Below are 23,748 nucleotides of genomic sequence, written 5' to 3'. Positions count from 1 at the left end.
CAGCATCCCTCCCCAATAGTGTCGTAAGCGTTACTGAAGCGCGTGCAATGGTCCACACTGTTCCTCATCGGGGGAAGGTGGATGGACATTGGCATCCGACGACTTCGTTGAACTGGTGGACCGGTTCGTCAGGTACTTCTGCTGCCGGGAGAAGACCGCGCTCTACGGGCCGTACGGACCACCGGGCGGTGAAGGGGCCGAACTGAACGCCGAGGAGCTGATCCCCGGGCTGCTGTACCGATACCGACTCGTCGACCAGCAGCTCAGGCCCGTCGATGTTCAGGTCTACGCAGGCATCACCGGCGTGGGTGGGCTCCTGTGGGAACAGGAGGTACGCGTCCTGCTGCGGGCCGGCTCGACCGGGCAGCCCGGCCTGCCGCGCATCTTGGAAGGCGGTTTCCGCACCCCGGAGGAGACCGCCGACGCACTCGGCAGTGACGCGCTCCGAGGGGTGGCGGTTGCGGTCGCTCGTGGCAGTCGCAACACCCTCGCAGACCCGGGCGCCGTCAACTACATGCACAGCAGACCCAAACTTGCGCTACGCCGCTTCATGGCATTGGCGGAGGCGCTGTCCACCCTGCACGGTCTCGGCGCCTACCACCGCAACCTCTGGCCCGGAACCATCGGCGCCACGGACGGGGACCCTCCCGAAATGTGGCTGGCGCGCTTCGAGATGAGCGCGCTCATGGCGAATCTGATCCAGAACTCCGTGATCGACGCACACGGCGAAGGGCGGAAGCTGCGCGAACTGTACCTGGCGCAACCGGCACGGTCGCTGGCCTTCTTCCCCAAGGAGCGACTGGACTTCCTCTACCCGGACGAAGGGTACGCCCCGATCGCGGAGGACGAGCGTGCCGACGTCTACGCTCTGGGAGCCGTGGTCTGGGAGTGGTTCTTCGGACCGATGCCCCCCGACCTGCTGCCCCGGCAAGGAGAATCGGGCCCCTCCGCACCAGGCCGCCTGGCGAAGCTCAACGCGCATCTTCACGAACGGCTCGGCAAGGCACGGGACCTCCCGCCGCGTTTCACCGATCTGCTGCGCAGAATGCTCGCCTGGGACCGGCCACGGGAGCGCCCGAGTGCGCACGAAGTCGCCGAGGAACTGGCGCGCGAATACGAACGGACGATCGTCACCTGGGACGAGCGCGTGAGCACCCGCCCGTACCTGGTCGCCTACATGCCCGAGGAGTCCCGGCCCACGGTCTACACGTGGGGCTGGTTGACCCACAGCCCGGAAACGGACACCGGACGGATCGAGCTGGCGCAGTTGATCCGCCAGGACCTGCGGGACGCCCGGCTGCTCTATTCCCCCCACGGGGCGGTGCCCTTCGTGGAGGGCGGCGAAAAGGACCGCAGGGCCCGCGGAGCAGCGCAGTTCCTGTTGCAGGGAAAACGGGCGCTGTGGTTCTGCAAGTACTACCAGCCGCGCCTCGGATGGGGTGGACTCGGCGCGGAGGCGGAGGACGTGCTGCTGATCAAGTACGTCGTGCGGCGCGACCACGCTTCCGTCCGCGCCCGGCTCAAGGCTCTTCAGGACCACCCGGTACGGCGCGAACTGCCGGAACTGGAGCCGTTCCCGGATGACATGGACCCCGGGCAGCTGGAACAACTGCGCGTGGACCGCCCTTCGTGGCGCCCGCTCGTCGAGGCGGTGCACTCCGTGCGCGACGTCCCCGATCATGAAAGGCGGTACGAGGCCGCCATTGACTGGCTGCTCGAGTACCAAGGTACGGAACTGCTGGCGCGCACCTACGCGTGCGAGGGGCCGAAGGACTCTCCGCGCACCTTCACGGTTTCCCTTGACGAAGAGCGTGATCACAACTGGGTCACCGAGTCCGCGCTGCTCACCAAGTACGACGACACCGGTTTCCGTCCTGCGCTGGGCGACTTCTTCGGCCAGCTGGAGGGCGACCAGGGGATGCCGGCCGCGGTCGAGATCGTCCCGGACGACCGGGGGCGGCCCGGATCGTCCCGAGAAGCCGCACATGCTTTGGTCAAGGAGAAGGGCGGCCCCGACCGGGTCGTACTCGAGCTGCTACGGGAGTCGCCTCCTGCCCCTGAGAAGGGCTGGATCAGGCCGCTGGACGACCGAGGCAGCCGGATCGCGCTGGAGCGCCAGGCGAACGGCCGGGTGGACCTGATGCAGAACCCGGTCCTCCTGGAGCAGCTGCGGTCACCGATGTCGCTCCGGATGCTGCCCTACCGTTGGCGCCGCGCGGGTGAGGGGTTGAGCGGAGCCGACGGCAAGCGGGCAGTCCAGGCCCTCCTCACCCACGAACCGTTCTTTGCGCTCCAAGGGCCGCCCGGCACGGGGAAGACCACGGTCGCCGCCGAGGCGGTCGCCAATTACCTGCGGGTCTTCCCAGGTCACCGGGTACTGGTCTCCGCGCAGTCCAACTTCGCACTGGACAACCTGGCAGAGCGCATCCTGCAACGGCTGGATGCCGTCGACGAACAAGGCGAGCCGACACACCGCTGGGACGGCGTCGCTCTCCGAGTGGCCTCCCCCAAAGCATCCGTCGACCGGGCTCTCCAGCACTTCCGCGAGAACAGGCTGGCCGAGGGCCGGGCCGACTGGATCCGGCGGAATCTGCCGAGGCGAGAACAGGGGGCCGGCGCCCATACCCGGGGGGTCCTGGAAGGGTGGCGGCGCATGCTGGTGCCCGAGGCCGCAGAAAGTGTGCTGCCGGAACTGGGGGACCGCCTGCGCCGCACCGCCAACCTCGTCTTCGCCACCTGTGCGATGGCCACACCGGAGAACGTGACTCCGGTCGGGGCCCGGTCCACCATGGACTGGGTGATCGTCGAGGAGGCGGCCAAGGCCTGGCCCACGGAGCTGGCCATGCCGCTGTGCCGGGGACGGCGCTGGACGCTCATCGGCGACCACAAGCAGTTGCCGGCTCATCGCCGCAATGACGTGTTGCGCTTCCTTGACAGTTGCGTCGAGGACCCGGACGAGGAATTTCGGCAGATCGGTGCCGACCGCGCGAGCTACGAGCGGGCCTTCGACATGTTCCGCTCCCTTTTCGAGCCGCCCGACGCCAAGTCCGGGCTGAAGGACGAACACGGGGCGAGCGCCGCGGGGGCGTCGGAGAAGCGCGAGCGGCCTCTGCAGACACTGCGCGCGCAATTCCGCATGAGGGACGAGATCAGCGCCGTTGTCAGCCGCGTGTTCTACCCGGCGCCCGGCGGGCGTGAGCTTCCGGACGGGCTGCCCCCGGGACTGCTGCAGAACGGAAGGGACATCGCCCCGGTGGATCTCGTCGCACCGCAGGCTCTGGCCGGGCGGTCATTGGTGTGGCTGGACACCCACGGTGAACCGGACTGCCAAGGGATGCCCCGCTGGTTCAACCGCGGCGAGGTCCGGATCGTGCAGGAACTCGTCGAGGCGATGCGTCCGGCACCCGTACCGCTGAGCACCGGCGAGCCGGGGACCACACTGGCGATCCTCAGCCCCTACCGGCAGCAGAACCGCTGGCTGGGCAGAGCCGGACTGGAGAGGTACCTCTCGACCGTGCACGCGTTCCAGGGCCGAGAAGCCGACATCGTCGTGGTGTCACTGGTACGCGACCGGAGGCCACCCGGCTCCGAGAGGCAACCGTGGCTGGGGCTCGGACATCTGACCGGATCCGACCTCATCAACGTGATGCTCTCCCGAGCCCGCCAGCTCCTTGTGCTCGTCGGCGATTTCGAGCACTTCGCAAGTTTCCGATCGCTGCCCGCGCCACCTGGGGATGATGCGATCGCGCCGTCTGCCCGTCCTGGTGGCCCACTGGTCTCCGATCCTGTGGCCACGCCCGCTCCGTTGCCCAAGCCCGGCCCGCCACCGCGCCACGACAGGAACGAGGAGGAGGGGGCGAACGCCACTGCCAAGTCCAACCGACGATCCGGATCCGGCAACCACCGAGAAGCCGACGTCGGCTTCTGGTACCAGGTCTGCCGCGCCGTGGAGCTGCACGGATCCCGGATTCCGGCCGCCGAGGTCATCGGCGCACGAAGGCCTGGTCCGGATTCCGGGCGTGTCGAGCACTCCGACGAGGCCGTCGACGATGCCCACTACGACGATCGGGACCAGCCGTGGTGAGCCCGGTGTCCGGGAGCAGAGCCGTCGTCTACGTCCCCTGTGACACCTTTCAGGTCCACGTCAGGGCCGGCTTCGGCGACGTCCTCTCACCGATCGAGATGACCGCCCTGCGGCTCGTCGATGCGTTGGAGCGGGACCGCAACGGTGTCGGAGGAACCACCTCGGTCGACCAATTGGTGGAACTCCTCGGCCTCGGACACCGGGTCACCCTGGAACTTCTCCACGACGTGTGGAGAAAGGGCTACGTGCGACTGGACTTCACGAGCGGCGGGGTGCTGGTCACGGACGAGGTCCGTACGCGGATCAACGAGGGGACCCTGCATCAACTGCCCGGAGCGGAAACACTCGACTACGACTGCGCGGTGATGATCGACCGGCTCACCGGATTGGTCCAGCCACGCCGAGGTCACCTGACCCCGAGCTCCGGTCGCCTCGCCATGGAACCGGCCCTCGACGACACCGCTCCCGCACAGGTGGCGCGCGCCGAATTGGTCCCGGCCCTGGAGCACGACCTCCGTCGCCGCTTCACGGAGCGGGTGGAAGACGGTCCGGACGGCGGGTCCGGAGCGCCTGGAGAACGATACGGCTCCGGGCGCCCACCTCGGGTGCTCTCCTACCGGGCGCCGAACGCCGATACGGCGATCACCGAGAGACGTTGGATTCCGCTGGACGTCCTCATTCACGAGGACCCCGACAGCGGCCGTCTCCAGGTTGCCGTCGCCGACCGCACCTACCCGGTCTCCCGGCACCTGCTCGCCGGAGAACGCCTCACCCAGCTGGCGGCCGACAATCCGTCCACCGCCTTCGTCCGTGCGCTGCGTGGAGCGGCAGGACGGGATCTCGCGGACCCACCGCCGCTGGAGAGACTGCTCACTCGGTTGACCGAGCACGCGGAACGGGCCCACTCCGCCCCCGCTGGTACGCGAGCCGCCCGCCACCGCGAACTCTGCGACGAGGCTCGGGTCGTGGCGACGGCGCTGGACAACCGGGCTGCCAGCGAGGTGCGTGCCACACCCGTGCCGGCGGAGGAGCACGAAGACCGCATCACCGAACTGATCTCGCAGGCGCGCAGCCAGTTGGTCGTCGCCGTACCGAGAATCACCGTCACCGGCTGGCGCCGGTGGGAGACATCCCTGCGCCGGGCGCTCGCGGACCGGGTCACGGTGGTCCTGCTGTGGGGTGACCAGTCGGCCCCGAAACTGCCTGACCCCGTGCACAACGCGTTGGTCAGCCTGGTCCGTCAGTACGGCAACGGCCGACTGCTGTACCCCCGAGTGGCGTCCTGCCCAGGGAACAACGTCATCATCTGTGACAGCCGGGCGGCGCTCATCAGCGCCCGCGACTTCATGGGCCATCCAGAGCGCCAGTCCCTCGGACTCCTGCTCAGCGGCCCGGGCGAGGACGAGCACTCCGCTGTCGTCGGCCGACTGCTCTCATGGGCTGCCGGCATCGTCCCCACCGCCAAGATGAGCCGGCTGCTCAGGACCACGAGTGACGATTTCGGATGTGCCCAGCCCATCCTGCCGGACCCCATCGAGTTCCCGGTGCCCCCTCCGGACGAGGCCGACGCCGCCGATCAGGTCATTCGCGCCTGGTCGGACAGTTGGACCGCGTACGCAGGCAAGCTGACCGAGTCGGCGACGGCCCGGGAACTCCCTGCGGCCCGCGTCGTCGACACCGACGCCCACGTCGACCTGCTGTGGCGGGCTCTGCGCTCGGCCCGACGCAGGCTCGTCATCAGCAGCGACCGGCCTCCGTCTCCCGATGACCGGTTCCTGGCGCTGCTGGACCGACGGCTGCGCGACGGCGTGTGGGTGACCCTCGGCCTTGCCGGGCCACCCGGCCAGGAACCGGCCGAATTGGTGCGGCTGGCAGACGAGTTCCCCGGGCGCCTGCGCCTGGTGCCGGCACGGGGGCGGGTCCTGGTCCGCGACGACGAGGTACTGGTCGGCGGAAAGGACCTGCTCGGCGAAGGTGGGCGCAGTGGCTGGAACGGTCGCGTCCGTCCCGCGCCAGGAATCGTCCTGACCGGCGCGGACGCCGCCGCCAGGCTGGCTGCCGCGGTCGGCGAACCCCCCGAGGTTGCCGAAATGCTGCGCTCGCAGGCGACCAGGACGCACGTCGGCGTCGCCGTGGAACCTCGAGTGGTATACGCCAGGCAGAACATCGTCACCCACTGGCGGGCAGGAGCGGAGGGTGCGGCAAGACTACGGACCCAACTCGGCCGGGTTCCCGACGCCTGGGCCGTCGTGGATGACCTCGCCCGGAACGCCGGCCCCGACGTGGTGGCTGCGGCGACCGCCTGCTGCCTGCTCTACCACGCGGACACGGCACCACCTGGTGCCGCCGAGCGGCGTCTGCTGACCTTGGTGGAGGCGTGCTGGCAGCGCGGGGATTTCACGCGTGCCGCCTTGCTCCGTCGCGCCCTTGCCGACCCGGCGGCCCGGCCGAGGCCTCCGCTGTCCGCCATCGCAGCGGCACGTGGGAGGCGCGGATTCGGCGAGGACCTGTGGGAGGTGGTGGCCGACACCGACCCCGACATCGACGAACAGGCGGTCCTGCTCCTGCTGGCGGTGGAGGAAGTATTGCGCAGCGCCGACGAGTCGGCTTTGGAGGTCGTGACCGATCTGGCCGCCGGGCTCGGCGAGCACTGGGCCGAACTGGGCGGCGCAGTCCGTCGCTGCAACGACCGGCTTTACGGCCTGCCCGCCGGCCCCGAGATCCGCCGCGCCCTGAGTGACGAACGGCAGCAGGAAGAGTACGACGCACATTGGCAGGCGCTGGAGCAGGCCCTGCTGGTGGCGGACCGGCCGGCGCTCCAGATCAAACGGGCGATCCGGACCCACCATGTCCTGTTCCGCGAGGATCGGCTCTTCGGCCGGATAAGGACACTTTCGGCCACCCGGGACGGGGGCGGGCTGGCCGAGCTGCTGACGAAGGAGATCGGCACTCTCCGGCGTCACGGCGACGGCCCGGCAGTGGTGGCGGAACTGGTCGACGACGTCTGGAGGAACCTGACCCAGGTACGCGCCGAACTGCTGCACGGAGACCCTCGGGAGAGCTACATCAACCGTCTCGGCAGGGTCCTGGATCTCGCCTGGCAGGTCGCCGCTGACAGCAATCGGGAGGCCGGTGGTCAGTGGGACGATCGCCTCGACGCCGTCCGGGAGCTGGCACGCACCGTGACGGGGCTGCGTGAGCATGTGGAGCTGTCGGTTCACCGGCTCGGCGCGCCGGAGGCTTTGCTGGGCCGCATCGTCCTCGGCGACATGAAGAGCTTGTACCGGCTGGGGGACGACCGCGACGGAGCAGCGGAGGGCGGCTTGGCGGAGGGACCGTGACGGAGGGCTGCGGGTGGGATGCGGCCACGGCATGAGTGAGAAGAAGCGATGGAAGCAGTCATGAGAGGAGACGACAACGATGCCGGACGGCGACGTGGATCGGGCAGCGCGCAGAGCGGCAGTCGTCGACCGCATCTTGCTCGATGTCCTCAACGGCTGGGACGACCGCTGGGGTCACACCACGCTTGTCTCGGCGCTCGCACACGGCCGCACGATCGCCCAGCACCTCGGCCCGGACACTCTCGACCTCCTGGCCGATGAAGTACTCGAGGGATTCCTCGTCCCCCGCGACGCCGCGACAGCCGCACGGCAATTGCTTGCCGAAGGTCGATTCGACGTGGTCGAGGAAATGATCGACGGTGGCCGCCTGCCACCGGAGGACTCCAGACAACTGCGGAGCGAGTTGGCCGAAGCCCGTCATGCCGCAGCCGAACGGGCAGCACGCGCCCTGCACCTGTTGTCCGGACGGGCCGCCCAGTTGGACCTGCACCGCAGCTGGCCGGAGACGGACGGCCTGACGACCGACGGGTTGGTAGGCCTGGCCGTCACCGACGAGTCGGCATTCACCGACCTGCTCGCCGGCTGGGAGCAACAGGCCCAAGAGGCGGAGGACGCCCGAGCGGACGAGCTCCGCGGGGAACTGGCCGGGCAGGGAGCAGGCGATCCATCCGGCGCAGCCGAGTTCCGGCTACTGGAGGACTGCCTGGCGGCACGCGAATTCCGGCTCGCCGGCACCCTGGTGCACCGCGACCGCTCGGCGATCCCCAGTGATGCAGGACCCTCCGGCCTGCCCCGGCAGCCCAGGCTGGCACGGCTGCACAGGTACACACTCGAACACGTCATGGACTGGTATCGGCGAGACGAACAAGGCGATGGCGAACTGCACGGCTGGCTCCCCGTCCCCACGGACGCCGCTGGGCGGCGGCTGGTCGAGACGCTGGCCACGTTGGTCCTGAAGGAGACCGGCGAGCGCTTCGATCCAGACCCTGTTCGGCAACTCGTCGAAGCCCTGCACGCCTGCGTGGGCACCGGCGAACCCGTGCTGACCTTCCGGACTGCCCCCGGCGGCATCCTCACCCGGCTCTACTGCACAGCCGATCACCGTCTGCCACCGCTCGATCTCTTCGGCCGAACGGGCATCCCCATGTGGGTCGCGCCAAGCCTGGCGGAGCCGCCCGAAGAGGTGGCATCGGGCCCGTACGTCCGACTGGTGCCCGAGTGGGAGGGGGACACGCCCCTGGGCGATCGATGTGGTGTTCTCTACGCGGACGACCTCTTGCGGCTGGCCGCGCCCACTCCTCTGGGAACCGTACCGCTGCCTGCTGAAAGAGAGCTGAGGCTCCTGCGCGCAGTGGGTCCGGGGCTCGGAATCGACGGACTGCTGGACTGCTCGACCCCTGGCGCCGCAAAGGGCATCGAGCTCGGCGGCCCGGGCAAGGCGGCGCTCCAGCTCTCCTGGTTCTTCGACCTCCTCGGCCTGCAGCCCGACAGCGTGACGGTGGAGGCCGTACTGTACGAGACGGGGGCCCACCCCTTGGCTCTCCGCGTGCTGTTGGGCACTCTGTGCGGCCGTCGAGGCCCCCGACCCTCCGGTCGGGAACTTCGCGACCGGCTTGAGGCGGTCCGCGAGGACGACGACTGGCGCCGCGCCGCAGCGCTTCGCATCAAGGAGCAGATTCCCGACATCGACGCGGGCTTGGTCCTCGCCACCGCGCTCTGGCTGCACAGCGGTGGCAGCCGAACCGAGTTCGACGTCTCCGAACTCCGTGCCGTCCTCGCCGAGCTGGCCGCCCCCGGGGGCGTGCCCCGATCGGTGAAGCTCGAAATGGGGCTGGAACCGCTTCTTTCCCAGGGGATCATGGAGCGCCGGAACGGTCGACTTGTCCTGGCCCCCAACGGCCTGCCGGAGATCTTGGCCCAGGGCAGTGGCCAACAGCCCGACGAGTGGCTCACCGACCTTCTACGGCAGGCCCGGGACGCAGAGGAAGCGGTGATCGCGCAGGTGGTGATCTCGCTCAGCGATCTCGCGGCCGACCTCATCGAGCACTACAACACCAACCTCCAGCGCAAGGTCACCGCCCTGAGCGCGCTCATGGTCGACGAGGCGGACCGCGGTCGGCGAACCGCACTCAACGACGAGCTCAAGAGAGCGCTCGCGCAGTTGCAGGAGCAAGGGTCCCTGTTCGCCAGGACCCAGCAGGCGCCGGAGGCCCTGCGGCTGGCCGATGTCATCGGCGATCAGGCGCTCATCGCCCACCTGGACTCCAGGGGGCGCGACGGCTACGACGTGGAATGTGACGAGAAGCTGCGAGTGCGGGCCAACCCGTGGCTGCTCGGCCAAGTCTTCTGGAACCTCTTCGACAATTCCCGAAAGGCGATCGGCGCCGTGAACGCGCGGATCGGATATGTCGACGTGTCCGTGACCGCGTTCACGGAGGCCACCAGTGAACCCTGGTGCAGCATCCTGGTGGCCGACTCCGGAGACGGAATCGCCGAGGGTATGGCTTCGCGTCTCAACCAGGGCGAGCGGCTGAGCACTCGAGGCGGCTCAGGCAAAGGCCTCCACCTCGCTCGTGCCCTGGTGGAACGCTACGGGGGGCGGCTTCGCGTGCTGACCGAGCCCTCTACGAAGTTGCTCGGCGCACAAATCCGCATCGAACTCCCGCTGTTACCGGCCCCCGAGACGTAGGAGCAGCGCAACGCCGATCAGGTGCCGAGCTCTGCCCGACGCGGGGCAACGCTTCTTGCCTCAGCTCCGCGTCCTGATGCGGAACTCGGACACCAGCTGATCCGCCAGGTCCACGTCGCGATCGGCGATGGCCCGTTCCGCGCGGCGCTGGTCACCCGCCCATGGCGCAGCCGGGACACGACCGCGGTTCAACAGGCGCCCGCTCCGGTTCTCCAACAGGAACACCAGGTGTCCCAGCTCCACGCGCAAGCGCAGCAGTCTGCTGTCCGGATCGTCTTCCAGGAGCTGCCGCGTCACGCTGTCCAGCCGCTCGTAGAGCTTCGTCCGATCGAGGCCCTTGGGCAGCACGCACAGAAGTCGGTGACGTTGCAAGAAGACATTGTCGAACTCACCCACCTCGGTGGGAGGGTGTGCGGTGACGAGGGCCGTGGGTATCTGGGTGCGCCGACACAGATGATCTACGATCTGCAACCCGTCCGGTACCCCCCGGTCGTTCAGATAGAGGTCGATGAGGGCCGCATCGACGGTGTGCAAGGACTCACTGCTGAACCGGCGCCAGTCCGTGAGGCTTTCGAGCGTGATGACGTCGTAACGGCCCGACAGCCAGTCCCCGAGTTCACCGGCATCGGTGTCGTCCACGATCAGAAGCTTCTTCCTGGGTGGCGCCGGCATCAGGGCGCCCAGCACCGGATCCCGAGGAAAGATCCGCGCCAGGTGTTCGGCCGAGACGGGCCGCCGCTCCTCGGGCAGCGCAATCAGCAGTTCACCCAGACGCCGCAGAGCGCGACGTGCCGGGCCCCACGTCGCGTCGGGAAATCCGGGATGGTGAACGGCAGGATCGCCGTCCCACATGCAGGCCAGCTGATCCAACTCGCCGACCGGAGTGGCGTGGCCGACTCGTTCCATCCCCGCAAGAAACTGGTGCAGATCCACGTCGACGGCCCCCGCTGCGAGACGGTAGCCGTCCCGCCCGCCCTCGACCGGATAGCCGTCCGCCTTCTCCAGCCGGCCCTTGAGCTGGTGCACGGCTGCCTTGTCCCTGCACATACTCGCGGCGAGCAGTTCCACACTCACCGGCTCGGAGGCGATGGCAAGCCTCAGCAGCAGCTCCCTCCTGTCCCGCATGGGCAGCCTCATCTGCACCCCATCCGGACCCGTGACTCGCAGCGGGCCCAGGAGCCGGATGTGGTACCTGCCAGGAGGCTTGGCGGGAGCACTCTCTGAAGCCGACACACACCCAAATTAACATCGTCTGCATCAGGTTGGGACCAGTTGTGCCTGATGTCCCGAGCGTTCGCCTGACACTTCGCCGTCAGGTGCGCTCACAACACCGTCCGTCGCAGGGAAAGTGTCAGCGGAGCGGCCGAGGCGGATGTCAGGGGGCGTGAAGCAGCATGCGTCCAAGGCTGAAAACGCCCCCCTTCGCACCGTGCAGAAGGGTCGTACGCACCCGACAGGAGCGAGAACCATGGTCACCCATCGACTGACACGCGACGAGCGCCCCGTCCCCGGCAATGTCTTCGTCGCCACCCCCTTCGGCGTCAAGCCGGCGCCCGACGGCAAGCCCTTCGACTACGACGACTTCTACACCTCGGAGCTGGTGCCCCTGATCTCCGATCTGGGCATGAAGCCGGTCCGCGCGGACTCCGTCTACGGCGGCGACTCCGTCCTCACCCCTGTCTGGAAAGGCATCCAGCAGGCCGAGATCGTCCTGGTCGTCTTCTCCGACGCGTCGGTGAACGTGTCGATCGAGTTCGCGTGGGCCTACCTCCTCGGCAAGAAGATGATCTACCTGACCCAGGACCTCAAGGAGATCCCGGCGGACGTGAAGGACCTGCGGACGATCACCTACTCCTCGCACTACACCCACATGAACCGGATGCGCGAGGAACTGCGCCTGGCGCTGGCGGCGGTGAGGGAGGAGACGGTGGTCGAGATGACACTGCTGCCGATGATCGGCGGCGGCACGGTACCGGTGCCGGCACGAGTCGTCTCCACCACGCGGGAGTTCGCCGTGGTCGAGACCGACGACGGTCGTCACGGCGTCCTGTCCAATGCCGATGTCGACTACGCCCGGCTGGTGACCGACATGACCGTCAAGTACGAGGTGGGCACTCGGCTCCAGGGCGCGTTCGACGTCGACGCCCGCGGCGACATGCGGTACACGCTTCTGGCCGGCAGCCTCAATCCCTGGCCGTCGCTCAGCGCCGACTTCCCCGTGGGCAAGGTCTTCACCGGCACCGTCCACAACGTCCACCCCGCGCTGGGTGCCTTCGTACACGTGGCCCACGGCGTCAACGGTCTGCTCACCAGGTCGGACGCAGTGACCTCGGCGGCTCTGGCGCCCGGCGACGACGTCGAGGTCGCCGTGGTGCGCATGGACACCGAACGTCGTCGAATCCTGCTGCGCCTGGTCCAGTCGCTGCGCGGATCACGCTCAGCGGTCCCCCGGCCCCCGGCCGTGGACACCCGCTTCGTCGCCGGCGAGAGGTTCGACGGCGAGGTCGTCAGGGTGAAGGGTGAGGGCGAAGGCGGCTACGTGCTGCTGGCAGTCCCCGGACGGAACCGCCCGGTCATCCTCCACTGCACGGCCATGTCCGAGGAACTCCGCCACGACCTCAACGCCGGAGAGATCGAGCCCGGCGAGATGATCTGGGTCGAGATCCTCTCCGTGGATGCCCACCGTGACCGAATCCTGGTCAAGGACATTCCGGAGGCGGCCGTCGGCCCCGTGGCCGCCTGACGGCCCGCACCGCTCTTCCCCGGCTCCCCGCACGCGAGGCCCGGCCGACTCCCCTGGAGCCGGCCGGGCCTCGCGCTTCCCGGGTCACGGCCGCGGCCGGATCCGGGGTGTTGTCAGAAGAAGCCGAGCTTCTTCGGCGAGTAGGAGACCAGGAGGTTCTTGGTCTGCTGGTAGTGGTCGAGCATCATCTTGTGCGTCTCGCGGCCGATGCCCGACTGCTTGTAGCCGCCGAAGGCGGCGTGCGCCGGGTAGGCGTGGTAGCAGTTGGTCCAGACGCGGCCCGCCTGGATGGCGCGGCCGGCGCGGTAGGCGGTGCTGCCGTCGCGGGTCCAGACGCCGGCGCCGAGGCCGTAGAGGGTGTCGTTGGCGGTGGCGATGGCGTCGTCGAAGTCGCCGAAGGAGGTGACGGCGACGACGGGGCCGAAGATCTCCTCCTGGAAGACGCGCATGCGGTTGTCGCCCTCGAGGATGGTCGGCCGGACGTAGTAGCCGCCGGCCAGTTCGCCGCCGAGTTCGGCGCGTTCGCCGCCGGTGAGGACCTTGGCGCCCTCCTGCTGGCCGATGTCGAAGTAGGAGAGGATCTTCTCCAGCTGGTCGTTGGAGGCCTGGGCGCCGATCATGGTGGCGGTGTCCAGCGGGTGGCCCTGGACGATCTTCTCGGTGCGGGTGACGGCCGCCTCCAGGAAGGCGTTGTAGTGGCCGCCCTGGATCAGCGCCCGGGACGGGCAGGTGCAGACCTCGCCCTGGTTGAGGGCGAACATCGTGAAGCCCTCGAGCGCCTTGTCGTAGAAGTCGTCGTCGGCGCTGGAGACGTCGTCGAAGAAGATGTTGGGGCTCTTGCCGCCCAGCTCCAGGGTGACGGGCTTCAGGTTCTGCGAGGCGTACTGCATGATCAGCCGCCCGGTGGTGGTCTCGCCGGTGAAGGCCACCTTGGCGACGCGCGGGCTGGAGGCGAGCGGCTTCCCGGCCTCGACGCCGAAGCCGTTGACGATGTTGACGACGCCGGGCGGCAGCAGGTCCGCGATCAGGCTCATCCAGACGTGGAGGGAGGCCGGGGTCTGCTCGGCGGGCTTGATGACGACGGCGTTGCCCGCGGCGAGGGCCGGGGCGAGCTTCCACGTCGCCATCAGGATCGGGAAGTTCCACGGGATGATCTGCGCGACGACGCCCAGGGGCTCGTGGAAGTGGTAGGCGACGGTGTCGTCGTCGATCTCGGCGAGGCTGCCCTCCTGGGCGCGGATGGCGCCCGCGAAGTAGCGGAAGTGGTCGATGGCCAGCGGGATGTCGGCGGCGAGCGTCTCCCGGACCGGCTTGCCGTTCTCCCAGCTCTCGGCGACGGCCAGTTCCTCCAGGTGCGCCTCCATGCGGTCCGCGATCCTGTTCAGGATGGTGGCCCGCTCGGTCACCGACGTACGGCCCCACGCCGGCGCGGCCGCGTGGGCGGCGTCGAGGGCCCGGTCGACGTCCTCGGCGGTGCCGCGGGCGACCTCGGTGAAGATCTCGCCGGTGACCGGGGTCGGGTTGCCGAAGTACTCGCCGCGGGCGGGCGGCACGTACTCGCCGCCGATCCAGTGGTCGTAGCGGGACTGGTACTTCACGATCGCGTCGTCGGAACCGGGGTTGGCGTACCGGGTCATGGGGCGGCCTCCCATTGCGAGCCGCCCGCTCCGTCGCGGACGGCGGTTGGGGGGACCGTAGGAGGCGCAAGGTTGCAACAGGGTTGCGGCGGAGCGCCACCACGGAACTACACTCGGCAGCACCCCACCCGGTGCCGCCGGGCACCGGTCCGTGCCAACCCGGGGGGCCGGCCATGACAGTCTCGTACGCGGCGTCCTACGCGGCCTGGCCGCCGGGGACCGACCCGGACCTCCTGCGGCGGGACGTGGCGCGCGCCCACGAGGAGTTCCTCTCGACGGGACGTCCGCCGCGGCCGGTCCGTGACGTCGTCCGGGACTCCTGGCAGCGTTCGCTCAGCCGCGGCGTGGACCCGGAGGCCGACGGCCCCCGCTCCCCCGGCCTCGGCGCCGCGGAGCTGCGGGACTACCGGCGGCAGCACCCGATGGCGGCGGTGCTGCCCGTCGTGCGCAGCCTGCTCGTCGAACCGGCCCAGGACAGCGACCAGTTGGTGGCCGTCGGCGACGAGCACGCGCGGCTGCTGTGGGTCGAGGGCACGCCGGGGCTGGCGGCGCGGGCCGAGCGGATCGGCTTCGTCGCGGGCGCCGAATGGGCGGAGGACGCGGCCGGCACCAACGCCCCCGGAACCGCGGTCGCCCTCGGCCGGCCCCTGCAGATCTACGCGGGCGAGCACTTCATCCGTCCGGTGCACCCGTGGAGCTGCTCCGCCGCCCCGGTCCGCGACCCGGACACCGGCGCCGTGATCGGCGTGATCGACCTGACCGGCGGCGACCACATCGCGGCGCCGCACGCCCTGGCCCTCGTACGGGCCACCGTGGCGGCGGCCGAGGCGGAACTGCGGCTGCTGCGGCTGCGCGGCGTGCTCCCGGCCGCCCCGGCGCAGGCGGCACCGGGGGCTTCGGCGGGAGAGGCCCGGCTGGAGGTGCTGGCGCGGGACCGTGCGCTGCTGACCTCCCCGTACGGGACGGTCGAACTGAGCCCGCGGCACTCGGAGATCGTCTTCCTGCTGGCCCGGCACCCGCGGGGGCTGGGTGCCGACGCGCTCGCCGCCCGGCTGCACGAGCACGAGTCCGCGCGGGTCACCATGCGGGCGGAGATGTCGCGGCTGCGCAGGCTGCTCGGCCCGCAGGTGCTGGGCTCGCGCCCGTACCGGCTGCTGCTGCCGGCCGCCACGGACGCCGACGAGGTCCGCGCGCTGCTCTCCCGCGGCGCCCACCGCCGGGCCCTGGCCCGCTACCCCGGGGCGTTGCTGCCCGCCTCCGGCGCCCCCGCCATCGTCGACGCACGCGAGGAACTGCACTGCGCGCTGCGCCGCGCCCTGCGCGACCGCGGCGACGTCAGACTGCTCCTCGACTGGCTGGAGCGGCCCGGCAACCACCACGACGTCGACCTCCTCCAGACCGCGCTGCGCACCCTGCCCCGCGAATCGCCCCGACGCCCCGTGCTGCGCGCGCTCCTGGACCGCGCCCGGCTGTGACCTGCGGGGCCCGGCCGGGACCCGTGGGGGCACACTGGTGGGGTGGATGATCCGAACATCGCGCACGTGAGCGCCGCGTCCCGGCTGGCCGACCCGGCCGAGGGCATCGGCATGGACGAACTGGGCCTGGCGGCCCGCAACCACGCGCTGCCCCTGGAGGCCCTGCGCTACGACGTCACCCCACCCGGCCTGCACTACGTGCTGGTCCACTTCGACATCCCGCCGGCCGACGCCGCGACGTGGCGGCTGACCGTCGGCGGCAAGGTCCGTACCCCGCTGGAACTGTCCGTGGACGACCTGCGCCGCTACCCGGCCGTCACGCACCGGGTCACCATGGAGTGCGCCGGCAACGGCCGGGCCGGGCTGACCCCGCGCCCGGTCAGCCAGCCCTGGCTGAACGAGGCGGTGGGCACCGCCGACTGGACGGGTGTGCCGCTGCGCGTCCTGCTGGACGAGGCGGGCGTGGCACCCGGCGCCGTCGAGGCGGTCTTCACCGGCGCCGACCACGGTGTGGAGCGCGGAGTCGAGCAGGACTACCAGCGCTCGCTCACGGTCGCCGACGCCACCGCCGAGGACCCCGAGGTCCTGGTGGCGTACGCGATGAACGGCGCGCCTCTCCCGCCGCAGCACGGTCACCCCGTCCGCCTCGTCGTCCCCGGCTGGTACGGCATGGCGCACGTGAAGTGGCTGCGCGACATCACACTCACGGACACCCCGTTCACCGGTTTCCAGCAGGCCGTGGCGTACCGCATCCGGCAGGAGGCCGACGAACCCGGCGAGCCGGTGACCCGCATCGCGCCGCGCGCGCTCATGGTGCCACCCGGCTTCCCCGACTTCATGACGCGCACCCGTGTCGTCCGGCCGGGGCCGCAGCGTCTGGAGGGCCGGGCGTGGTCGGGCCGCGCGCCGGTCGTCGGCGTCGAGACGAGCACGGACGGCGGCCGCACCTGGCGCGCGGCCGAGATGGACGACGCGGGCCACCCCTGGGCGTGGCGGCACTGGCACACCACCTGGGAGGCGGCACCCGGCCGGCACGAGCTCAGCGTCCGCGCCACCGACGCGGAGGGCCACACGCAGCCGCTGGAACAGCCCTGGAACCGCGGCGGCTTCGCGAACAACCTCGTCCAGCGCGTCCCGGTGGTCTGCCTGGCGGCCGGCGCCTGAGGTCAGCGCGGGGCGCGGTCACCCGTCGAAGGCGAGCCAGTCGACGGCGTCGTGGAGCAGGAGGCTGAGGGCATCGCGGTCGGTGGCGCCGGCCCGTACGTAGAACCGGTCCCCTTCCCAGCCCTTGGAGACGCTCAGGACGAGTCCGGGGGCCACGTGGAAACGCGTGGCCGACCCGGGCGTGAAGGGCCGGAGGGGAACCGGGCGCAGTTCCCGGGTGAGCGTCTCGACCTCCGCTCCGGTGATCCCGTGTGCCAGCGCCACGTAGTCGGCGCCCATCGCGGCCTCGTAGAGCGAGAACTGGAGGAGGAAGCCGCTGAGCGGTTCGTTCTCGGCCGTCGGCGGTTCGTCGTCCACCCGGTGCCAGACGGTGGGGTCGTCCTCCGACTCGCCGGGCGTCCACAGCGTGGACCAGTGGAACCCTCCTTGGTTCTCGACGCCGATGACGCGCATGTCTCCGCAGCGGTCGGTCTCACGACCGGGGTCCTTGACCATGCGGTTCTGGACGCCCAGGACGCCGGGACGCCGCACGGCCAGTTCGTAGAGGTGCGCGAGCCCTTCGGGCAGGTCCGCGTAACCGCCGCGTTCGACCGGTGGTTCCGCGTCGTCGGCGGTGGCTGGGTACCAGCCCGTGACGAACTGCTCCAGCGCGAGGGCACGGTCGCCGTTCACATGGTCCAGCCACTCCAGGCCGGGGCGGGCCGCGACGGGGCGCGGCGGGCGGACCCGCTGGAGCAGCGCCCGACTGAGAGGTGTCTGCGGTCGTACCTTGCAGTCGTCGAGTTCGTACGCGGTGCCGCCGGGAGGAAGGTGCGAACCGATCTGTTCCGCGTAGCCCGTGCCGAGGTAGAGCAGGGCCTCGTCCACGCGGACGAGCAGATGGAAATCGGCCCGCTCCCAGAGGCGCTCCAGCACCGGGGCCGGTGCGGGGCCGAGCAGACGGATCTCCTCGGCGTTCCACACACCACTGCGCCCCGGTACGTCCCCCGCCGCCACGACGACCAGCGTCCCGGCGGGGCCGATGATCATCGTCGCGCCGCCCACCGAGTGCCCCGCGGCGGCGGAGCCGGCGCCGATCAGCGCCCGTGCCTGCCCCTCGTCGAGCACGTCCCCGGGGGTGGGACCCGGGTTGTCGTCAGCCATGCGTCATGGTCCCAGGAGGCCACCCCGGGGCCGCGCCGGGGGCCCACCCTCCGGGCGGTGGGGGCACCTCCCGGCCGAGTACGCCTAGCCCTGCGTCTGCGGTGCGCGGACCAGCAGGAACAGGGTGCGGCGACGGAGGGTGAAGCCGATCGACCCGTACAGCCGCAACGCGTTGGTGTTGCTCGCGGCGGCGTGCAGCACCGGGGTGTCACCGCGCTCCTTGATGCCAGCGGCGACGGCGCTCACCAGGCGGGTCGCCAGGCCTCGGCCGCGGTGGGCGGGGTCGGTGCAGACGGCGCTGATCTCGGTCCAGCCCGACGGCTGGATGCGCTCCCCGGCCATCGCGATCAGCCGACCGCCCTCCCGGATCCCCAGGTACGTGCCGAGTTCGAGGGTGTTCGGCAGGAAGGGCCCGGGCCGGGTGCGGGACACCAGGTCCATCACGTCGTCGACGTCGCCGGGGCCGAGCCGTACCGTCTCCGGGGCGTGCTCGGCGCGGAGCGCGGTGTCGACCATCTGCACACCCTCGCCGCCCTCCACGACCTCCCAGTCGCCCGGGACCACCGGTGAGCCGGTGACCAGGGCGGTGCCGCCGGGCCCGAGCAGCTCGGCCAGGTCGTCCCAGGCGGCGCGGTCGGCCGGGTCGGCCAGGCCCGCGAAGAGGGAGACGTCGGTCCGGTAACGGGCGGCGCGGCCGTGGACCTCGGCGAAGCGGGAGTGCGGGCCGGTGAGCGCGGCCCACACGGGGTTGTCCAGGTGGGCGGCCGCGGCACCGTGGGGGGCGGGCTCGGCGGGCTGGGCGTGATCAACGGTGGTGGACATGGGTGGTGCGGTTCTCCGTCCATCGTGGGACCGGCGCTGTCGGGTGGGTCAACACCGTCGGGCCCGTCCGCAATCCCGGCCGGGCCGATCTCCCGCACCCGGTGCTGCCGGTCGCGGAGCCCCGGCCGGGTTGCGCGGCACGGGCGGCGTAATAGCGTGGCCGGGAGGCGGGGGGCTCGCGCTACGAGGGAGATGGCGCATGGCCACACTGGTCGCTGTCAGCGTCGGTATGCCGAAGAACGTGCAGTGGCACGGCCGGACGACGTACACGGGCGTCTGGAAGGAACCGGTGTCGGGACCCCGCATGGTCCGGCGGCTCAACATCGACGGCGACGGGCAGGGCGACCTCGGCGGGCACGGCGGCGAGCAGCGGGCGGTGCTGGTGTACCAGCTGGACTCGTACCGCCACTGGCGGAAGGAACTCGGCCGGGACGACCTGTCCTTCGGCCAGTTCGGCGAGAACTTCACCGTGGACGGGCTGCCCGACAACGAGGTGTGCATCGGCGACCGGTACCGCATCGGCGGCGCCGTCTTCGAGGTCACGCAGCCGCGGGTGACCTGCTACCGGGTCGGGATGCGCATGGCGGAGCCCAGGATGGCGGCGCTGCTGGTGGCCCACCGGCGCCCCGGCTTCTACCTCCGCGTCCTGGAGGAGGGCGAGGTCACCGCGGGCGACGAGATCGTCAAGCTCGGGACGGGGCCGGAGGCCATGACCGTCGCCGACATCGACGCCCTGCTGTACCTGCCCGGGCACCCCCGGGAGCAGGTCGAACGCGCCCTGCGCATCCCCGCGCTGAGCCCGGGGTGGCAGGCCTCGATGCGGGCGCTGCTCGACAGCCCGGCGGGCGACGGCGGCGGCCCGGCGGGGAACCCCGGCCTGACCGGGGCGGCGGCCCCTCCCCCGGCGTGGCCGGGCTTCCGCCCGCTGCGGGTGGCCCGGGTCCGGGACGAGAGCAGCAGCATCTTCTCGCTGACGCTGGCCGCGCAGGACGGCAGCCCGCTGCCGGCCGGGATGCCGGGGCAGTTCCTCACCGTACGGATGCGGCCCGACCCCGAGGGGCCGCCGCTGATCCGCACGTACTCCCTGTCGGGGCGGCCGGGCGCGGCGGAGTACCGGATCAGCGTCAAGCAGGAGCCGCACGGCGCGGGCAGCGGCTTCCTGCGGCGGCACGTGCGGGAGGGCGACCTGCTGGACGTCGCCGCGCCGCGCGGCACCTTCGTCCTCGGCGAGGGCGACACGCCGGTGGTGCTGCTGTCCGCGGGGGTGGGCGCGACGCCGGTGATGGCGATGCTGTACGCGCTGGCCGACGCCTGCGGGCGGCGCGAGGTGTGGTGGCTGCACGTGGCGCGCGACGGCGGGAACCATCCGTTCGCGGCGGAGTCCCGGGCCCTGGTGGGGAAGCTGGCCGGCGCGCACGCCTACATCGCGTACAGCAGGCCGCGTGAGGGCGACCGCGCGGGCGCGGACTACACCGGGGCGGGCCGGCTCGACGCGGCGCGCATCGCGGCGCTGGAGCTGCCGCCCGACGCCGACGCGTACGTCTGCGGGCCGCAGGCCTTCATGGACGACATGGCGGAGGCGCTGACCGCGGGGGGACTGTCCGCGGACCGCGTCCACACCGAGACCTTCGGCGCGCTGTCCTCCATCAACCCGGGCGTGGTCGACGCGACGGCCCGGCCCCCGCACCCGCCCACCGCCCCACCCGGCGAGCCGACCGGGCCCTCGGTGTCCTTCGCCCGCAGCGGCCTCAGCGTCCCCTGGCACCCGGCGTACGGCACGCTCCTCGAACTCGCCGAGGCGTGCGACGTACCGACCCGCTGGTCGTGCCGCACCGGCGTCTGCCACACCTGCGAGACCCCGGTCCTGACCGGCGGTGTCGCGTACGCCCCGGAGCCCGTCGACGAACCCGCCGCGGGCAACGCCCTCATCTGCTGCTCGCAACCGCGCACGGACCTGGTCCTGGACCTGTAGCCCGCTGACACAGTGGTGCGGCCCCGGCCCCGGCCCCGGCCGGGGCCGCACGCCGTCATGCCCGGGAGCAGGTGGTGGCCACGATGCAGGCGCGCCCGACCCGCGCCGCAGACCGGACCGCGGCCGGCGGCCCCGCGGTCAGCCGCGGACGGCGGGTTGCGGGAGGTCCTGGGTCTCCAGGGACATGAGCTGGTCCGCGGTCGGGTCGTCGAGTTCGGCGACGCGCTGCGCCTGCCGTTCGGTCATCTCCTGGAACATCTGGCGTGCGGAGCGGCCGTTGCCGAAACCCTCGCCGCGCGGGAGCAGCTCGAAGAGGCGGGTGAGCTCCTCGCGGGCGGTGGGGGTGAGTTCGTACTGGTGCTCCGCGGCCTGGTACTCGACGATCGAGACCAGTTCGTCCGCCGCGTAGTCCTCGAAGAGCAGCGTGCGGCCGAAGCGCGAGGACAGGCCCGGGTTGGAGCTGATGAAGCGGTCCATGTCGCCGGGGTAGCCGGCCGCGATCACGACGACGTCGTCGCGGTGGTCCTCCATCAGCTTGACCAGGGTGGCGACGGCCTCCGTGCCGAAGTCGTTGCCGGCTCCGACGGGGGCCAGGGTGTAGGCCTCGTCGATGAAGAGCACGCCGCCGAGGGCACGGTTGAACGCGGCGGTGGTCTTGGGGCCGGTGTGGCCGACGTACTCGCCGACCAGGGCCGTACGGTCGACCTCCACCAGGTGGCCCTCGCGCAGCAGTCCGAGGGCCTTCAGGAGCCGGCCGTAGAGGCGGGCCACGGTGGTCTTGCCGGTGCCGGGGTTGCCCGCGAAGATCAGGTGCCGGCTGAGCGGCGGGGCGGGCAGCCCGGCCTCCTCGCGGCGGCGGACGGTCTGCATCAGCTTCACCAGCGAGCCGACGTCGTGCTTGACGCGGTCGAGGCCGACGAGGGCGTTCAGCTCGCCCAGCAGGTCCTCCAGGCTCTCCTCGGGCACGTCCTGCTCGTCGCCGCCCGCCGCGGGGCGCGTCGCCGCGGGCGGTGCGGCGGGGGCGCCCGGTGCGGCGGGCACCGCCGGGGTGGCCGCGGGTTCGCCGAAGGTCAGCGGCACGCCGTCGGCGGTGCAGTCGTCGAGTTCCGGCGCGGCGCCCTCGTCGGTGCCGAGCGCGTCCGCGCAGGCGCGGATCCGGCAGTGCCGGAAGACGGGGTCCGCGCCCGCGCCCACGTGGAGCGCGGGGAAGCCGGAGCCGGAGACCTCCAGGGAGGTGAAGGTGCCGGCGGCGCCCTCGGCGAGGAAGACGCCGTTCTTGGCGGGCCGGTCGATGCGCAGGTCCGCGACCGTGGAGCGGGCGCCGGTCCACACGACGACGCCGGAGCCGGCGCAGTCCTCGAGCGAGCCGCCGTTGAGGGTGGCCTCGGCGCCCTTGTCGACGACGACGCCCGCCGCGCCGCTCCCGGTGATCCGGATGCCGGTGAGGACCGCGGTGCCGCCGGTCGCGACCTGCACCCCGATGTCCCTGGTCCCGGTGACCGTGGTGTGCTCGACGCGGCTCTCGGAGGTCGAGCCGACGCCGATGCCCGTCGCCACGTCGTCGATGCGGCAGCCGGTGACCGTCGCCACGGCCTGCTCGGCCACGGCGACGCCGGTCATGGCGACGTTCCTGATCCCGCAGTCGGCCAGTTCGAGGCGGGCCTCGCCCGCCGCGTGGACGCCGTGCTCGGCTCCGTCACGGACGAGGCAGTCGGTCAGCCGGCCGGTGGCGGTGCCGGAGAGGTGGACAGCGCTGAAGGCGCTGCGGTCGATCCGGCAGTCCGCGAGCCGGGCCTGCGCGGCGCCCGTGATCAGCAGCCCGTTGGCGCCGGCGTCCGCGACGGCGCAGCCGTGGGCGTTCAGCACCCCGTTGTCCTGGACGACGACACCGCTGGCCGACGCCCCGCGGATCCGGCAGTCGGTGAGCTCGGCGCGCGCCGTGCCGGTGACGTGCACACCGGCCGCGCCGGGCGACTCGATCCGCAGTTCGCCGGCCGTGGCCTCGGCGGCCTCTTCCAGCAGCAGCCCGGCCCGGCCGGTGCCGGTCAGCGTGGAGTCGGCGAGCTTCAGGCGCGCGCTGCCGCGCAGCCGGACACCGGAGCCGGTCGTACGGTCCAGGCGCAGGCGGGCCGCGTCCAGCCGGGCCGTGCCGGAGAGGACGACGCCCGTGCCGTCGACCCCCGTGATGCTGGTGTCCTCGGCCCGGGCGCGGACCGCGCCGGCCAGGTGCAGGCCGGCCAGCCGGGCCCGCTCGAGGCGGCAGCGCCGCAGGATCAGGGCGGTCGTCCCGCTCTCCTCGTCCTCCGGACCGCGGGCCTGGACGCGGCCGCCCTCGACGGCGCAGTCCTCCAGCACCAGTCCGGCGCCCGGCGAGACGGCGATCGCGGGGGCCCCGTCGTCGGCGCCCCACACGGTGACGCCGTGCACGGCACAGTCCGGCCCGTCGACGGTCAGCGCGGGCCGGTCCCCCGGCGGAGCGGCCAGCACGACGCTCCCCCGGCCGTGCTCCGCCGTGAGCACGACGGCGCGGTCCAGCACCACGGCCTCGGTCCAGGTGCCCGGGGCGATCACCACCACGTCGCCGGGGGCGGCGGCGCGCACCGCGTCGGCGATCCGGTGGAAGGTCCCCCGGCCACCCTGTCCTTTCGGTGCCACGGTGTGACGCGTCATGTTCCGGA

The 23,748-nt window shown here is 71.5% G+C and carries 12 protein-coding genes; 7 read left to right on the top strand and 5 right to left on the bottom strand.

Going from position 1 to position 23,748, the window contains the following annotated elements:
- Positions 1 to 88: 88 nt before the first annotated feature.
- The 3 genes from ABZ479_RS18155 (at position 89) to ABZ479_RS18145 (ending at position 10,114) form a co-directional block, all read left to right on the top strand.
- Entirely contained in the window at positions 89 to 4,084 is a 3,996-nt protein-coding gene (locus ABZ479_RS18155; RefSeq protein ID WP_500462498.1) for an AAA domain-containing protein, read from the top strand.
- Positions 4,078 to 7,425, top strand: coding sequence for a hypothetical protein (locus ABZ479_RS18150; protein WP_500462497.1), 3,348 nt, complete (start codon positions 4,078 to 4,080; stop codon positions 7,423 to 7,425). Before ABZ479_RS18155 ends, ABZ479_RS18150 begins: the two co-directional genes overlap by 7 nt.
- Positions 7,426 to 7,504: 79 nt before the next feature.
- Complete coding sequence (locus ABZ479_RS18145; RefSeq protein ID WP_500462496.1) at positions 7,505 to 10,114, top strand: sensor histidine kinase; 2,610 nt, start codon at positions 7,505 to 7,507, stop codon at positions 10,112 to 10,114.
- A gap of 60 nt (positions 10,115 to 10,174) precedes the next feature.
- On the opposite strand, the gene ABZ479_RS18140 is transcribed toward ABZ479_RS18145, so the two are convergent.
- Positions 10,175 to 11,251 (bottom strand): AfsR/SARP family transcriptional regulator, encoded by a 1,077-nt coding sequence (locus ABZ479_RS18140; RefSeq protein ID WP_500462495.1) that lies wholly within the window; start codon positions 11,249 to 11,251, stop codon positions 10,175 to 10,177.
- A gap of 331 nt (positions 11,252 to 11,582) precedes the next feature.
- Here ABZ479_RS18140 and ABZ479_RS18135 point away from each other — a divergent pair, with 331 nt between their 5' ends.
- Positions 11,583 to 12,857, top strand: a complete 1,275-nt coding sequence (locus ABZ479_RS18135; RefSeq protein WP_500462494.1) for a S1 RNA-binding domain-containing protein — start codon at positions 11,583 to 11,585, stop codon at positions 12,855 to 12,857.
- A 113-nt stretch (positions 12,858 to 12,970) separates the two neighbouring features.
- On the opposite strand, the gene exaC is transcribed toward ABZ479_RS18135, so the two are convergent.
- Positions 12,971 to 14,494, bottom strand: a complete 1,524-nt coding sequence (gene exaC / locus ABZ479_RS18130) for an acetaldehyde dehydrogenase ExaC (protein ID WP_500462493.1) — start codon at positions 14,492 to 14,494, stop codon at positions 12,971 to 12,973.
- Positions 14,495 to 14,667: 173 nt separating this feature from the next.
- Here exaC and ABZ479_RS18125 point away from each other — a divergent pair, with 173 nt between their 5' ends.
- Together ABZ479_RS18125 and ABZ479_RS18120 are read left to right on the top strand one after the other, a co-directional pair.
- On the top strand, positions 14,668 to 15,969 hold the full coding sequence (locus ABZ479_RS18125) for a GAF domain-containing protein (protein ID WP_500462492.1): 1,302 nt from the start codon (positions 14,668 to 14,670) through the stop codon (positions 15,967 to 15,969).
- A 111-nt stretch (positions 15,970 to 16,080) separates the two neighbouring features.
- On the top strand, positions 16,081 to 17,133 hold the full coding sequence (locus tag ABZ479_RS18120; protein ID WP_500462617.1) for a sulfite oxidase: 1,053 nt from the start codon (positions 16,081 to 16,083) through the stop codon (positions 17,131 to 17,133).
- Positions 17,134 to 17,151: 18 nt separating this feature from the next.
- On the opposite strand, the gene ABZ479_RS18115 is transcribed toward ABZ479_RS18120, so the two are convergent.
- Together ABZ479_RS18115 and ABZ479_RS18110 are read right to left on the bottom strand one after the other, a co-directional pair.
- Positions 17,152 to 18,276 carry a hypothetical protein gene (locus ABZ479_RS18115; protein WP_500462491.1) on the bottom strand — a complete coding sequence of 375 codons (1,125 nt, stop codon included), beginning with the start codon at positions 18,274 to 18,276 and terminating at the stop codon, positions 17,152 to 17,154.
- 84 nt (positions 18,277 to 18,360) lie between these two features.
- On the bottom strand, positions 18,361 to 19,098 hold the full coding sequence (locus tag ABZ479_RS18110) for a GNAT family N-acetyltransferase (protein ID WP_500462490.1): 738 nt from the start codon (positions 19,096 to 19,098) through the stop codon (positions 18,361 to 18,363).
- A gap of 199 nt (positions 19,099 to 19,297) precedes the next feature.
- Between ABZ479_RS18110 and ABZ479_RS18105 the strand changes: the two genes are divergently transcribed.
- Positions 19,298 to 21,070: an MOSC domain-containing protein gene (locus ABZ479_RS18105; RefSeq protein WP_500462489.1), complete on the top strand. Its 1,773-nt coding sequence runs from the start codon at positions 19,298 to 19,300 to the stop codon at positions 21,068 to 21,070.
- Between the two features lie 138 nt (positions 21,071 to 21,208).
- On the opposite strand, the gene ABZ479_RS18100 is transcribed toward ABZ479_RS18105, so the two are convergent.
- Complete coding sequence (locus ABZ479_RS18100; protein ID WP_500462488.1) at positions 21,209 to 23,740, bottom strand: right-handed parallel beta-helix repeat-containing protein; 2,532 nt, start codon at positions 23,738 to 23,740, stop codon at positions 21,209 to 21,211.
- Positions 23,741 to 23,748: the final 8 nt, after the last annotated feature.

It is taken from the genome of Streptomyces sp. NPDC005722 (assembly GCF_040630935.1).
GTDB lineage: Bacteria > Actinomycetota > Actinomycetes > Streptomycetales > Streptomycetaceae > Actinacidiphila.
This window is presented reverse-complemented; position numbering and strand designations above follow the sequence as displayed.